General features: G+C 70.6%; 10 protein-coding genes. 8 read left to right on the plus strand and 2 right to left on the minus strand.

The window, feature by feature from the left end; translation table 11 throughout:
* Positions 1 to 45 precede the first annotated feature (45 nt).
* On the plus strand, positions 46 to 2,169 hold the full coding sequence (locus AB0L06_RS17680) for a hypothetical protein (RefSeq protein ID WP_500232068.1): 2,124 nt from the start codon (positions 46 to 48) through the stop codon (positions 2,167 to 2,169).
* Between the two features lie 88 nt (positions 2,170 to 2,257).
* Positions 2,258 to 3,760, plus strand: coding sequence for an ABC transporter substrate-binding protein (locus tag AB0L06_RS17685; RefSeq protein ID WP_500232069.1), 1,503 nt, complete (start codon positions 2,258 to 2,260; stop codon positions 3,758 to 3,760).
* A gap of 74 nt (positions 3,761 to 3,834) precedes the next feature.
* Here AB0L06_RS17685 and AB0L06_RS17690 read toward each other — a convergent pair whose 3' ends face one another.
* Positions 3,835 to 5,475, minus strand: a complete 1,641-nt coding sequence (locus tag AB0L06_RS17690; protein WP_500232070.1) for a SulP family inorganic anion transporter — start codon at positions 5,473 to 5,475, stop codon at positions 3,835 to 3,837.
* Positions 5,476 to 6,269: 794 nt separating this feature from the next.
* Here AB0L06_RS17690 and AB0L06_RS17695 point away from each other — a divergent pair.
* From AB0L06_RS17695 to AB0L06_RS17720, 6 genes are all read left to right on the plus strand, one after another.
* The gene (locus AB0L06_RS17695) at positions 6,270 to 6,836 is read left to right on the plus strand and encodes a hypothetical protein (protein WP_500232071.1); all 567 of its coding nucleotides are present in this window, start codon (positions 6,270 to 6,272) and stop codon (positions 6,834 to 6,836) included.
* The gene (gene bufB / locus AB0L06_RS17700) at positions 6,833 to 7,723 is read left to right on the plus strand and encodes an MNIO family bufferin maturase (RefSeq protein WP_500232072.1); all 891 of its coding nucleotides are present in this window, start codon (positions 6,833 to 6,835) and stop codon (positions 7,721 to 7,723) included. Before AB0L06_RS17695 ends, bufB begins: the two co-directional genes overlap by 4 nt.
* Complete coding sequence (locus tag AB0L06_RS17705) at positions 7,716 to 8,708, plus strand: HvfC/BufC family peptide modification chaperone (protein WP_500232073.1); 993 nt, start codon at positions 7,716 to 7,718, stop codon at positions 8,706 to 8,708. The genes bufB and AB0L06_RS17705 overlap by 8 nt, the downstream gene beginning before the upstream one ends.
* A complete protein-coding gene (locus tag AB0L06_RS17710) occupies positions 8,705 to 9,964 on the plus strand; it encodes a ferritin-like domain-containing protein (RefSeq protein ID WP_500232074.1) in 1,260 nt (419 codons plus the stop codon). The genes AB0L06_RS17705 and AB0L06_RS17710 overlap by 4 nt, the downstream gene beginning before the upstream one ends.
* A 210-nt stretch (positions 9,965 to 10,174) precedes the next feature.
* Positions 10,175 to 11,320 (plus strand): alpha/beta hydrolase, encoded by a 1,146-nt coding sequence (locus AB0L06_RS17715; protein ID WP_500232075.1) that lies wholly within the window; start codon positions 10,175 to 10,177, stop codon positions 11,318 to 11,320.
* 267 nt (positions 11,321 to 11,587) lie between these two features.
* Complete coding sequence (locus tag AB0L06_RS17720; RefSeq protein WP_500232076.1) at positions 11,588 to 12,919, plus strand: PAS domain-containing protein; 1,332 nt, start codon at positions 11,588 to 11,590, stop codon at positions 12,917 to 12,919.
* A gap of 243 nt (positions 12,920 to 13,162) precedes the next feature.
* Here AB0L06_RS17720 and AB0L06_RS17725 read toward each other — a convergent pair whose 3' ends face one another.
* Complete coding sequence (locus AB0L06_RS17725; RefSeq protein WP_500232077.1) at positions 13,163 to 14,599, minus strand: pyridoxal phosphate-dependent decarboxylase family protein; 1,437 nt, start codon at positions 14,597 to 14,599, stop codon at positions 13,163 to 13,165.
* Positions 14,600 to 14,662: the final 63 nt, after the last annotated feature.

The following is a 14,662-nucleotide window of genomic DNA, read 5'->3' on the forward strand; positions in this document are numbered from 1 at the left end:
TTACGCTGCTAGCCGGAGTTCCGATACTTCGCGACAGGGGCGGAGATGGACGAACTTTACAACCTGCGGATCCTGGTCGAGGGGATCGTTCCGGGGTTGGTCGGCCGGAAGGCGAACGGAGGGCCGCGGGTCAGGCGCGAGTTCCCCCAGGGGGAGCCCGTCGTCGAGATCGTCGGGGGACGGGCGAGTGGCAAGACCACGCTGGTCGACGCCCTGTACGACGGCTACAAGAACGACGTGCCGCTGGCCAGGGTGCGCCTGAACCGGCCGACGTTCAGGCCGGCGGATTCCCGGAACGCCTCGGCGGTGAGCAATCTGCTCCACCGACTTCAGTACGAGCTGGAGAAACCCGCGGGACACAGGGAACTGCAGTTTCCCCGCCTGTCCGTCGGACTTCTCGTGGTCACATCCTGGATTCCCGAGGGGGAGGCCAAGGGGGGCGGTGAAGCGAAAGGCGGCGGCGAGGTGCCGCCGCCTCGGCTGGGGGCCGAACTCGCCCGCCTCACACGCCTGGTCGAGGACCTGCTCCGTGACGCGCGCAAGATGCCGAGCGACCTGCAGCTGGACTGGCTGGAGGCGCTGAGTGAGGGGATCGGCCCCTCGGTGGGCGCGATGCTTCCCGGTCAGCCCGACCCGGTTCCGATCCTCCGCCTGGCCATCGGGCAGTTGCGGGACCGCGGGATCAACCGGAAGGCGCTCGCCTGGTGGGTGGAGCGGCTGACGGAGTACACCGGGAACGCCTACAACCGGCTCATGGACTTCGCCGAGGGCTTCCATGAGGGAGGTGAGAGCCGCATCCAGGCCGAGAGGCATCTGATCGCCGCGTTCCTCGCCGACATCGACCGCGGGTACGGGCTCTACGCCAGGTTCGATCAGGCCTACCCTCCGCTGGTCCTCCTCGACGACGTCGATGACTGCCGGGAGCGGTTCCTCCTGCCGCTCGCCGTCGAGTACGGACGGGTGGAGGCCCGCCGGGGAGCGCTCGGCAAGGTCGTCCGGCCGATCGTGATCGCCACCTCGCACGGCGACGGCGGGCCCGTCGTGTCGGCGACGACGCCGGACCCCTGGCGCGAGATGCCCAGGGTGCCGCCCGCGGAATGGCACCTGCGCCTCGGACTTCCCCGGGCGACGGACAGGATGATCCGGAAGCGGCTCGGGCAGGTCCCCGCGCGCGACGAGGTGGTCTCCGTCATCGGCAGGATGAGCGGTGGGCGGATCGGCGTCGCACTGGAACTGGCGCGGTTCTTCGCCGAGAGGAACGGGCTCGCCCCGTTGGACCGCGACTGCCTCGACCGGCTGGCGACGTTCCTGGTCCCCGACGAACAGGACCGCGAGGCGCTGACCGAACTGTCCGCGGCCCTCGACCGGCCGGGGGCGAGGAGCCTGTGGAGCGTCCTGCGCTCGGACACCCACGCCGTGCGCGCGGACGAGGCGGAGGAGCGCGTCAGGGAACTCGGAAGGGACGTGCTGGACGCCGGGCACTGGGACGACCGTCCATGGCCCCGGGAGAGGGGGATGCCCTTCGTCCGGGATCGCGGGCTGCGGATCGTGCTCCTCGAGCGGCTCCGAACCCCCGCCGACCCCGGCGACCCTCGCGAAGTGCACGAGCGCTGGCGGGCCGTCCACGAGCACCTCAGGAACCGGTACCTCCCGCAACCGCTGGCACCGGGTGCGGTCGGCCCCGGCGTCCGTGACGTCCGCGACCTGCACCACACGCTGGCGCTGGGGGACCTGGAGCGGGTCATCCGGAACCTGCATCAGCTCTTCACCACCGACGAGGTCGACTCCCGGTCCTGGCTTCGCGCGCTGAACGTCGTCTGCGCCGCCCCGCGGCCACCGGCCGGCTACTCCGCGCCTTCACCGGGAACCGGGCAATGCCCGGCGTGCTCCGCCAACAGCGCCTCGACCGACGAACATCACCAGATCCGCCGCCTGCTCGACGCCGTGTGGCGCACGTCGGCACCGCTCGCGGTGCGTCCGCGGCCCCGGGAGCTCGACCACGGAACCATCAGGTCCGCGCTCCAGGTGCTTCAGGAGGCGTTCGAGCGCCGCGCACCCGACCGCGGCAACGCGTTCGTCCACGCGAAATGGGAGTGGCCCGAGGCACTGGAACGGGGGGTTCAGGCCCCCGATCTGCCTATCAGGGAGAAGGACGATGCCCGACCGTGAAGACCGGGACCGGCGACGGGACCGCGAACGCGACCGCCTCGCCGACGACCGCGGACGCTCTCGGAACAGGGGCGGTCTCCTCAGATGGTTGAGCGGCCGCGGACCTCTGACCAGGGCGCTTCTGTTCGCGGTGACGGTGGTGGTCGTGGCGGGCGGCGTCTACGTCGGCTACAAGGGGCTCAGCGACCCGTCCTGCGGGGCCGGGGTCGAGGAGCGCGGCCCGCACCACGAGTGCACCGGTGTCTCCGACGGCTCCCACGTGTTCGACCCGGACCTCAGGGACGTCTCCGCGCGGATCAAGGCCGAGAACGACAGGGCCGTGAGGCGGCCGCACGTCACCATCGCGATGATGGTTCCGATGGCGCCCGGCGACCAGGTCGAGCGGCAGCAGACCCTGCGCGAGGTCCAGGGCGCCTACCTCGCCCAGTACCGGGCGAACGAGCTGAGCGACGAACTGCCCGCGATCCGGCTGGTGCTCGCCGATCCCGGCCGGGAGAGCGGGCAGTGGAGGCCCGTCGCCGACCAGCTCGTCCGGATGGTCGGCGCCGCGGACAACCTGCGCATGGTCTTCGGGATCAACGTCAGCACGGCGGCCACCAGGGCCACCATCCTCCACCTGACCGGCAGGGGCGTCCCGGTCGTCGGCGGCCCCGTCACCGCCAACGACTTCCGCGACATCCCCGGGCTGTTCGCGATCGTTCCTTCCAACAGCGAGCAGGCCGCCGCGCTCTCCTATTTCCACAAGGGCATCGACGTGCGGAGGACCCTGGTCGTCGAGGACACCCGGCCGAACGACAACTACGTCGCGACGCTGGCGCAGACGTTCGAGAAGACCACCGAGGGCGCTCCCCGCGCGGCCGAGCAGTTCCGCTCGCCCGACGACCCCCTCGACCCGGGCACCAACGCCAACGATTTCGCCCAGATGGTCAACAGCATGTGCAACTCCCCGGCCGAGACCGTCTACTTCGCTGGCCGTCCCCTCCAGCTCCGGCTCTTCGTCAACGCCCTGGGCGGACGGTGGTGCAAGCAGAAGAGCTACACGGTCGTGACGGTCTCGGGCGCCTCGACGCTGGCGCTGGACGACAAGCTCGACTGGTCCGCGCTCGAGCCCGGCAAGGGCCTCACCGTGGAGTACGCGACCGTCACGCACCCGGACGCCTGGACGAGCCTCAAGCCGCCCGCGACCGGCGGCTCGAAGGACGACTTCGAGCCCCTGCGGAAGCTGGCGGCGGGCGAGGGCGCCACGACCCCCGTCGGCCCGATCGGCCCGGTCGACCTCAGCGACGGCCGGACCATCACCACCCACGATTCGGCGTGGACGGCCATCACCGCGATCCGGAGCAGGGTGACGCGGCAGGCCCCCGTCCCGCCGATCGTCGACGTCCTCAACGCACGGGCCAGGATGCACGGCGACGGACGGGTGCGGGGCGCGAGCGGCTGGATCTGCCTCGACAACAACGGCGCCGCCTACGACAAGGCCGTCGCCGTCGTCCAGCTCGTCTCCCGGCAACCGCACATCAGGTTCGCCGGGCTCGCCTGGCCGACAGGCCACCCACCGGCGCAGGACTGCACCGCCCCGCCCCCGCCCTGAGAACCGTCCGGCACGCCGCCTCCACTGCGCCGACCGTCCCGCTGGACGCCGACTGCGGGACTGAGCCGGGGGTGCTAGCCGGTGGATCGGTCGTCGCCGGGGGACGAGGGGTGGAGGTGCTGGTAGGCGTTCACGGCGTCCGTGGTGGTGGGCCAGATCGCGCCCGCGGCCTCGGCGTTCCGCCACCAGGAGGCGCGCCGGGCGACGCGCAGCGCCGCCGGGGTGATGTCCGCGAACCACAGGTCGACGTCCTGCTCCGCGAGGCGGCGGCGGAGCCGGTCGAGCTCGTCGAGCACCGTGGCGTTCAGGTCGCGCTGGGCGGGGAGCCCCAGGACGACGACGCGGGCGGCGGGACGGGCGGCGCAGACCGCGTCGACCAGGTCCTCCGCCATGGCACGGACGTTGGCCGTGTAGAGGTAGGTGTCGAGGCGGACCAGCAGCAGTCCGGGGGCGTCGGCGGGACGGGCGGCGTAGAGCTCCGGGCGGCCGAGTTCCCGCAGCAGCAGCCACAGCGTGATCACGATGCCCGCGCCGACCGCCGCCAGCAGGCCGCCGACCAGGCCGACCAGCATCGTCACCAGCGCCACCGCCAGGTCCGTCCGGCTGATCCGGCCCAGGGCGACGAACGCCGCCGGGTTCATCAGGCCGGACACCGCGAACAGGACGAGGATCGCCAGCGCCGGGACGGGAATCCTGCCGGGAAGCCCGGTCAGCCACGTGACGATGACGACGGCGACGGCGGCGACGACCACCTGGCTGAGCTGGCTTCGGGCGCCGGCGCGGGCGGTGACGCTGGACTGCGAGAAGCCGCCCGCGACGGGGATCGACGACAGGAGGCCTCCCGCGGTGTTGGCCACGCCGATGGCGAGCAGTTCACGGTTCTCGTCCAGGGGATCGTCCGCCGGGGACCGCAGGGCCCGCGCCGCCGCGACACTCTCCACGAACGAGAACAGGGCGATGGCGGCGGCGGTGGGAAGCAGCCGCCCCAGGTGCTCCCAGTGCGGCGGCGACAGAGGCGGCAGGCCGCCGGGCGTCGGCGGGACCAGCATGACGCCGTGGCCGCGCAGGTCCAGGAGAGTGGTGCCGGCCGCCGCGGCCACGAGAGCCAGCAGAGGCGCGGGCAGCGCGGGCGCGAACCGCCTGAGCAGGACGATCGTGACGAGGGTCGCCGCCGAGAGGAGCAGCGTCGCCGCCTGCACACCGCTCGTGGCATGGACGAGCGCCTCGATCTCCGAGACGAACCCGCCGCCGTCCTCCGGCACGGTGATCCCTGTCAGGCGCGGGATCTGGGACGTCGCGATGGTGAGCCCGACCGCCGCCTTCACGCCGGTGAGCACCGGCTCGCTGATGTCGTCGGCCAGGAAGCCCAGGTCGAGCAGGCGTCCGAGCAGGAGGATCAGCCCGGTCGCGACGGCCAGCGTGGCCAGGTCCGCCGCGTCGGGACGGTGCGTGGAGGCCGAGAGCAGCACGGTGCCGGTGAGGAGGGCGATGGTCGAGGTCGTGGTCACGCTCAGCCGTCGTGCGCCGCCGAGGGCCGCGTAGACCGCCAAGGGGACGACGCACGTGTACAGCCCGAACTGGACCGGTAGTTTGGCGACCGTCGCGTACGCCATGGCCTGGGGGATGACGACCGCGGCCGTGACCAGCCCGGCGACCGCGTCGGCGCGCAGCCAGGACCGCTGGTAGCCGGCGAGCGTCGGGAAGAGTCTCGACATGACGAGGTTCCCTTCACGACGTCGCGGGCGGCTCCTCAGGCGCGCCTTCGCCGGACCGGCTCGTAGATGACCGGTCCATCCCACTTCGCGGCTCAGGGATAACCCGGCCCCCGGCAAAGTCCTCACCGGTCCCTGCCCGCGATTACCGCGGAACCGCTATTCCGGCGCCTCGGGTCGTCCGAAGGCGCCCGGCCTGGCGCGGACCATCTCCGGTAGATCGTGGCCTTGCTCGCACGCGCCCGTCCGTCCACCGCGCGCGTCGTGCTCCCGTCGTGGCGGATGCTCGCCGGTGCTCTGCATAATGTCGGCCATGTCGGACGATGAGCGGGGGTGGCTCGCCGCCGCCTGGTATGACGGCCCGACCGGCACGGCTCACCCAACGGCCTTTCCGCCTTCGGCGGGTAGCCGCTCGTCAGAACGCTGATCAAGTAGCTGGGGCCAGGGCCTCCGGCAGACCTTCCGTCGCGAAGAACTGCTGGAAGCCCTCGGCCCCGGCTTCGGTCATGCCCCCAAGCCCGACCGCACCGGCGCCAGGGCTCCACCCGACACCTGTGACCTGGGGGAGTGAGGCCACGGCAGGTGAGGCAATCTGCCCTGATATCTGGTGAATTGCAGCAAATAGCCCTTATGTCTGGGTGGAGATGGTCGCTACTTACACAAAGGTGACGAAAATGCTCCCCCGGCCCGTGCGGCGTTTGTTCGGAACACGCTCCGGGAAGCAAGGACATTGTCGATCTGCCGGTTGTTCCGGGCAGTACCGGAAGGCTCGAATTCACGGATGAGGGTTGTTTGGTATGGCGAAGAACAAAGGCCATGACGGTCACGACGGACGCCTGTCGGCCGAGGACGTCGAGGCGCTCATCAGGGGCGGCGAGACCGGGGTCCGCAACCGCTTCATGGCCCACGAGGCAGGTCCCGAACGCTCGGCCGCGGCGGCGGACTCGGCGGCGCTCGACCTGCACGTGTGCATGGGGCTGAACGCCTGCGCCGGCCACGGCGTGGGCGGCACCGGGATGATGGCCGGGATGGGGGAGTGCGCCACGGTCTTCCACGTGTGCCACGGCGCCAACGAATGCCGGGGCCAGGGCGGGTGCGGCTACAGCGGCTTCGACACCGAGCAGGCGATCCCGGGGGCGCAGAACTGCCGGTGGTCGGGAAGCTGCGCGAGCCCGATCAACGTGAGCCGGATCCACTCGGCGGGGCCGTTCCGCGGGACGAGCGTGTGGAAGCGGGCCCGGAAGGTGTTCGAGCAGCGCATGTACGAGGCCGGGATCCCGTTCGGGCCGTCCCCGGGTGAGGGGATCGCCGACGATCTGGTCCCGTCCTACGAGCACCCGCGGCAGTCCGGCGCCACTTCATGACCGGCCCGGCCGGTGATGCCACGGGCCTGCCCGACCTGGGACTCGGCCTGGGCCTGAGGGGCCCGCACCTCGCTCACGTTCTCGCCGAGTGGCCCCAGGTCGACTGGTTCGAGATCATCTCGGAGAACTTCCTGGACTCCGGCGGATACCGCCGGCACGCGCTGGACCGGATCGCCGAGCGGTACCCCGTCGTCATGCACGGGGTGTCCCTGTCGATCGGCAGCTGCGACCCCCTCGACACCGACTATCTGGCGCGGCTGGGCGCCCTGGCCGACTCCATCGGGGCGGAATGGGTGTCCGACCACGTGTGCTGGACGGGCGTGGCCGGGGTGAACACCCATGAGCTGCTGCCGATCCCGTTCACCGAGGAGTCGCTTCGCCACGTCGCGGGCCGCGTCGAGATCGTCCAGGACGTCCTGGAGCGGCCGCTGGTGCTGGAGAACCCGAGCACCTACGCCGCCTTCGCGCACTCGACGATGACCGAATGGGAGTTCCTGGGACGGCTGTGCGAGGCGTCCGGGTGCCTGCTCCTGCTCGACGTCAACAACGTCGCCGTGTCGGCCTTCAACCACGGCTTCGATCCGCACGAGTACGTGCGGGAGCTGCCGCACGACCGGATCGCGCAGATCCACATCGCGGGCCACGCCGACCACGGCACCCATCGGATCGACACCCACGACCGTCCGGTTCCCGACACCGTCTGGGAGCTGTACGGCCAGGCCATCGCGCTGGCGGGCCCGACCGCCACGCTCCTGGAGTGGGACGACAAGCTCCCCGCGTTCCCCGAACTGCTCGCGGAACTGGCCAAGGCCCGTCCCTACATCGACGCGCGAACCGACCCCCGGGCCACGGCGGCGGGCGGCGTCACGGCGGCCGTCCATGGGTGAGGTGCCGGACGAGCCGGACCTCACGGGCGTCCAGCACCGCCTGCAACACGCCATCCTGACCCCTGGACCACCGGCGGAGAGCGCGTCCGCGATGTTCGCCGGAACGGCGGAGCTGAGCGCGGCGCAGCGCCTGGAGATCTACCGGAACGGATGCCGACGCCGCCGGCTGGAGGCGATGGAGCACCTGCATCCGGCCCTTCGATCTCTGCTGGGGGACGACCTGTTCGACGACTTCGCCTCCGAGTATCTGGAGGCGAACCCGTCGCGCACCTACACGCTGGAGCAGCTGGACGCGTCGTTCGCCGACCACCTGTCGTCCAACCGGCCCGATGCGGACGGCCCGCAGGCGTGGATCGACATCCTCATCGACCTCGCCCGCTACGAACGCGTCTTCGCCGAGGTCTACGACGGCCCCGGAATCGAACGGGAACCCGAGCCTCCGGATGTGGTGCCCTCCGCCTCGGTGTCCACCGGCGCCCGCCGCGTCATCATGGACCCGAGCGTCCGTTCCCTGCGGGTCAGCGCCGCCGTCCACGAGTACCACGCCGCCGTGCGCGGCGGGACGACCCCGCCGCCGCTCGTCCCGCGGCCGACCTGCCTGGCCCTCTGGCGGCGCGACTACCGCGTCCGCGTGGCCACCCTCACCCGACCGGCCCACGACCTGCTCGAGGCCCTGCTCGCAGGCGGCGCCTTCAGTGAGGCCTGCGCCGACGCGGCCCTGGACCCGGACGCGGCCTCGGAACACCTGCGCGCATGGACGGCCAGGGGCTGGGTCCGCACGCACATCGAGCCCGCGCGCATCGAGCCCGCGCGCATCGAGCCCGCGCGCATCGAGCGCACGCGCATCGAGCGCACGCGCATCCGGGCCACGCGCATCCAGGCCACGCGCGTCGAGCGCACGCGCTTCGAGTCACCGTCACCGAGGACGCCGAGCGAGCCCGCCGTGTCGTCCACACCACCGGCACCACAGGAGAGCACGCAGTGACCACCCAAACGAGCACGGCTGCCAGGAACGCCCCGGCCACCGCCACCCTGTCCACCATCCTGGAGGCGTTCCCGGTCGACGCCGCCGAGGGCATCAAGACCGAGAAACAGCTCGTCAACCACCTGCTCCAGGCGGCGGCCGTGGAGATGCAGACCATCCCGATGTACCTGTACGCCATGTTCTCCCTGAGCGGGCACGGCAACTCGCGATGGGACGCCGGGATCGGCGCGCGGCGGCTCATCCGCAGCATCGTCGTCGAGGAGATGCTGCACCTGTGCCTGGTCCGCAACGTCCTCGTCGCCCTCGGCCACGGCGACGAGGTGAAGTTCTACGAGGAGAGGTTCATCCCCGACTACCCCGAGTTCATGCTGCACCGCCATCCGCCGCTCCTGCTGCACCTCGGGAAGTGCGACACCGAGCTCGTCCGGAAGGTGTTCATGGAGTTCGAGCGGCCCAAGGCCCCGAAGGACGAGGGGAAACCGCCCAAGGGGCAGTACGCCACGGTCGGCCTCTTCTACAAGGCCATCATGAAAGGCGTGGAACGCCTGAGCAAGGAGAAGGGGAAAGAGCTCTGGAAGAACAACAAGCCCGACCTCCAGTACGTCGAGGCGTACTGGAACCGGGACGGCGGCGGGGAGCCCCTCGTCGTCCTGGACGACAAGACCGCCCAGCAGGCGCTGCACATGATCGTCGATCAGGGTGAGGGCGTCGACCCCAAGAGGCCGTCGGTGCCCATCGACCCGCTCAACCCCAAGCCGGGGCTCGACGAACTCCCGCACTACACCAAGTTCCAGCGGATCGCCGAGGGCATCGAGCCGATCGGCCCGGTCTGGCTGGTCGGCACCGATCCCAAGGGCTACCAGTACGAGGGCGACCCCGCGGCGACCAGCATCAACGACCTGTTCAACGCCGCCTACTGCTACGTGCTCCACATGATCGACGTCCTGTACAAGACCTCGGGAAAGGACGTCAAACCCGGCGTCTCGAGCGCCCGCTACGGCCTCGAACGCACCTTCATCGCCGCCATGCAGGGACTCCTGGCCAACATCGCCGAGATGATGGTCGCCCAGACCATCGCGAAGGGCCGGTCGAAGGACGCGCAGCAGATCGCCCCGACCTTCGAATACGTCGACCTCCCGGCCAAGGGCAAGAAGGAACACCTCATCGACCTGTGCAACAAGGCGATGCCCCACTTCCCGCAGCTCGGCGGGGACAACAGCACCCTGTGGCTGCTCAACAAGATGCCCGACATCTGATCTCTCGGGCCGCTCCGGCATGCGCCGTACTCCGCATCATGAGCCTCGGATTCTGGTCACCACACAGGCGGGTGTTGATCGACGACCGGTTCTCGTAGGAGGGTGAGAGCCTTCGCGCACGGCACCACTTTCATCGCAAGAGCCATGCCGGTGGTGCGGGCAGTTGCCGTTTCTGGAGGTTCTGTGCCCGTCGGCTACTTGTTCCCTGTAGTGGTTGTCGCGATCGGCGCGCTGTTCGCGTTGCGGCCGGTGCCGTACTGGGGAAACCCGCTGGGGCGCGTGAGCTACCCCTTCGGGCTGGCGGCGAACGAACTGCCGTTCGCGGCGTTCTTCTGGATGTTGCTGCTCCCGACGGTGTTGGCGTTCGCCGAGGGGGACATCCACTCGTGGGGCGGGTGGGCGATCGTCGTCCTGGCCGGCGTGAGTTCGGTCGGGCTGGCGGTCATCGCCTACCGCGCGATGGGGGAGCGGGCCAGGATCGAGCGCGCCATGACGGACGGGCTGGGCGAAGGGTGGCGCGACGCGGTCGATGCCGACCTGGCCCGGGGGCTGCGGCGCCGTCCCCCGCTGGCGCGCATCGTGTTCCTGCCCATCCTCCGGCGCCGCCCGGACGTCCGGCGCGTGGCCAACCTCTCCTACGGCGACGCGGGCCGCCGCAACCTGCTCGACCTCTACCAGCACCGCTCGCGCCCGTCCGGCGCGCCGGTGATGATCCACCTGCACGGAGGCGGCTACTCCGGGGGCCGCAAGAACAGCCAGTCGCTTCCGTTGCTCTACCACCTGGCGAGCCAGGGGTGGGTGTGCGTCAGCGCCAACTACCGGCTCCGGCCCCAAGCCCAGCACCCGGACCACCTGATCGACCTGAAGAAGATCCTCGCCTGGGTTCGCGAGCATGCCCACGAGTACGGCGCGGACCCCTCGACGGTGTTCGTCGCGGGCAGTTCAGCGGGTGGGCACATGGCGGCGCTGGCCGCGCTCACCCCGAACGACCCCGCCTTCCAGCCGGGGTTCGAGGACGCCGACACCTCGGTCAGCGGCGCCATCTGCCTGAACACCTGGTACGGCACCTACTTCGGCCAAGGCCCCGAGTCCTCACCGTCGGCTCACATCACGCCGGACGCGCCGCCGTTCCTGCTGGCGCACGGAACCCTGGACCCACAGGTGCCCTTGGCGGACGCCCGGGACTTCGCCGACCGGCTGCGCCGGACCTCGACCGCCCCCGTCGTCTACGCCGAACTCCGCGGCGGCAACCACTCCTTCGACCTGTACCACTCGGTCCGCTTCGAAGCGGTCGTCGACGCCGTCGAGGGCTTCACCGCATGGGTGAGATCACGGGAGAAAGCACCCCGCCCCTAGGCAGGCCTTCTGTCCTGCTGCGAGACATGAACCGGCTGGGTGCCGGTGTGAGCCAACGGTCGGACGCGTTGGGTAACCAGTACCCCGCTGACCGGTTCGTCCCCTGTCCCAGTAGTTTGTTACTTGCGAGTTCAAGCGGCTGTTCGGCGAACCAACGGTGTTCTCACCGGGTGCGTCGACGGCCCGGGCTCGGCCGGTCGGTCATCTCGCCGCGACGGCGGCTGTTGGTCAACGCCTGTGAATCGGAGACTGCCAGTGGAAGGCCGCGTGTCGTCGTTGAGCGACGACCGGGAGATGACGATGGACGTCGAGGAGTTGTTCTTCTCCACCACCGACCGGCGCGGGGTGATCCGTCAGGGCAACTCGGTGTTCGTCCGGGTCTCGGGGTTCTCGCAGGAGGAGCTGGCCGGGGCGCCGCACAACATCGTCCGTCATCCCGAGATGCCCGGCGGGGCCTTCCGCCTGGTCTGGGACAGGCTGGCGGCGGGCCGGTCGGTCGGCGCGTACGTGAAGAACCTGGCCCGGGACGGACGTCCCTACTGGGTGTTCGCGACGATGAGCCCCGTCCAGGACGGCTTCCTCTCGGTGCGGATGGCCGCGCACGCGCCCCTGTTCGACCTGGCCAGGCAGGTGTACGCGCAGGCGTCCGAGGTCGAGCGGACGTTCCCGATGAACCGCCGCGACGCGTCCCTGCACGGCATGGGCCATATCGAGGAGTCGCTGCGGCGGCACGGCTTCGCGTCCTACGACGCGTTCATGTTCGACGCGCTGCCCGCCGAGGTCTCGGCCCGGAGCCACCTGGTGTCGACGTCCTACGCCAGGCCCGGCGCGTCCGGCGCCATCGGCGAGGTGCTGGCCGGTGCGGCGGATGTGGACGACGTGCTCGGCGACCTCGTGGGACGCCTGGAGGCGTATCACGCGCTGTGCGAGCGGCTCGCCGTGACCTCGGGGAACGTGCTCGACATCAGCCGCCGGACGAGTCGCTCGGCGAAGGCGGCCCAGCAGGCCTCCGAGATGGTCGCCGACTCCGCGCCGGTTCTGGCGAACGTGGCCCGCGTGATGAACGCGCCGATGAGCAGGGCCATCGCCGCCCTGGAGCGGACGCGCGCGCACCTGGACCGGCTCCGCGCGGACGTCGCGGAGCTGCGGTTCCAGATCTCCCTGGCCCGGCTCTACAACACGATGGTCGCGGCCTTCGCCGCCGAGGTCGTCGACGACATCGCGCCGTCCGGATCCCTCGGCGCCGTGCCGTTGCTCTGCGACGCCGCGCAGTCGGGTTCGCTGGAGACGGCCGTCCAGGTGCAGCGCGTCAACGACGGCCTGCGCGGCATCGCCGACCTGGTGGAGGAGGCGCGGACCCTGCTGGAGGAGTTCCGCCGCTTCCTCGGCCAGTGGCGCAACCTCGTCCTGCGCCACCGTGCCGGGGCCTCGATGGTGGGCATGCTCGACCCGATCGACGCCGAGATCACCGCGAGCTGGGACTGGCTCGAGATGCTCCGGGAACTCGGCGACCAGTGCCGCACCGCCGTCATCCCGTTCGACGCCGACCTCCTGCGCACCCGCCTGAACCGCATGAGGATCGCCCCGGCCGCCGCCTGACGCCGATCCGTTCCGCGCTCCCTGCCAGAATCGGGAGGGTGAGACTCATCAGGCGCGACCGGGCCGGCCAGGTACGACCGTGATCCCCGACGTAGCGCTGCTGAGGCGGTGGATCCCGGTCCTGGCCGAACAACTCGAACTGCCCGTTGGGCTGAGCTTGACCGCGGGGACTTGGGACGCAAACGTCTCCGATTCTTCCGACGATCCCACTACTCGCAGCCGATCCTCTGACCGCCCCGGCGTTCATTGGCGCGCGAGGTCGGTGACCAGGGTTTCCACGTCGGCTTCGGTGGTGGCGAAGTTGGTGATGCAGGCTCGGAGGGCGGGGGTTCCCGCGAGGGTGGTGGGGGAGATCCAGGCGCGGCCGGTCTTCAGGACGCGTTCGGCGATGGACTGGAGGGCCGCTGCATCGGCGGGGGCGTCGTTGCTGGTGTCGGTGAAGCAGACCACCGGGAGCGGGGTGTCGTTGAGGACGTGCCAGCCCGTTTCGGTGAGTCGGCGGCGGAGGAGATCCCCGAGGTCGGTCTGGCGTTCGATCGCCTGGGCGTAGCCTTCGCGTCCGACCGCGGCCAGGGTGACGAACAGCTTGAGGCCGATCGCCCGGCGGGACCACTGGACGGACGAGGCGTAGGGATCGATCGTCCCGGAGATCTCCTCGGGCATGTACGCCGTGGAGATGCGGAAGGTCTCCTGGAGGCCTTCGGTGTCGGAGGTCAGGAAGGTGCCCGCGCCCATGGGCATCGACAGCCATTTGTGGGCGTCCACGGTCACCGAGTCCGCCCGTTCGATTCCGTCCAGGACGGGACGGAGCCGGTCCGACAGCGCGACGGCACCGGCCCACGCCGCGTCCACGTGGAAGCGCAGCCCTTCGGCGGCGGCCAGGTCGGCCAACTCGGGCAGCGGGTCGATCACACCGGCGCTGGTCGTTCCCGCGGTGCCGACGATGAGGAACGGGAGATGTCCCCGCGCGCGGTCGGCGGCGATGGTGGCGGCCAGCGCGCGCGGGTCCATCCGCAGATCGGGTGTGACCGGGACGAGCCGTACCGCGCCACGTCCCAGCCCGCACATGTGCGCGATCTTCAGCCAGGCCAGGTGGCTCTCGGAGCTCGCGTACAGGACGGGCCGTCCGGGGAGGGCGGCGACCCCGTCCTCCCCGACCTGGGGGAACATGCGGGTGAGGGCGAGCAGGACACCGGTCAGGTTGGCCTCGGCGCCGCCGCTGGTGAAGTGCCCGGCGACCGGATCGCCCGGCAGGCCGAGCCGTCCTCCCAGGTAGCCCACCACGTGCCGGTCGATCTCGGCGGCGGCCGGAGCGTGCGACCAGGCCGCCAGCTGCGGGTTGAACGCCGCCGTCAGAAGGTCCCCGAGGACGCCCATCGGCGCCGGGTTGGGGTTGAAGAGTCCGAAGTAGCCGGGATGGGTGGTGTGGACGGTCCAGCGCCGCAGCATCGCGGCGGTGTCGTCGAGCACGGCGTCCGGCTTCAGCGCGGCGTCGAAGTCGTAGCGCTCCAGGTGGAGGCGCACGGCGTGCGGATCGGCGTCGGGGGTGACGGGCAGGTCGCGCACGTCCTCGACGTGTCGTTCGATGAGGTCGAGGACGTGTGCGAACAGTCGGCGCCGCTCGTCCGCGTCCATCTCCAGTGCCGTGTTCGTGCCGGGGTTCGCCGGTGATCCGTCCATGTCTGGAAGGTACAGAGCGCGCATGTCTGACCTACAGCCACATTTCAAAGCAATCGGTGGCTT

The sequence above is a fragment of the Spirillospora sp. NPDC052269 genome, from assembly GCF_040679435.1.
Taxonomy (GTDB): Bacteria; Actinomycetota; Actinomycetes; order Streptosporangiales; family Streptosporangiaceae; genus Spirillospora.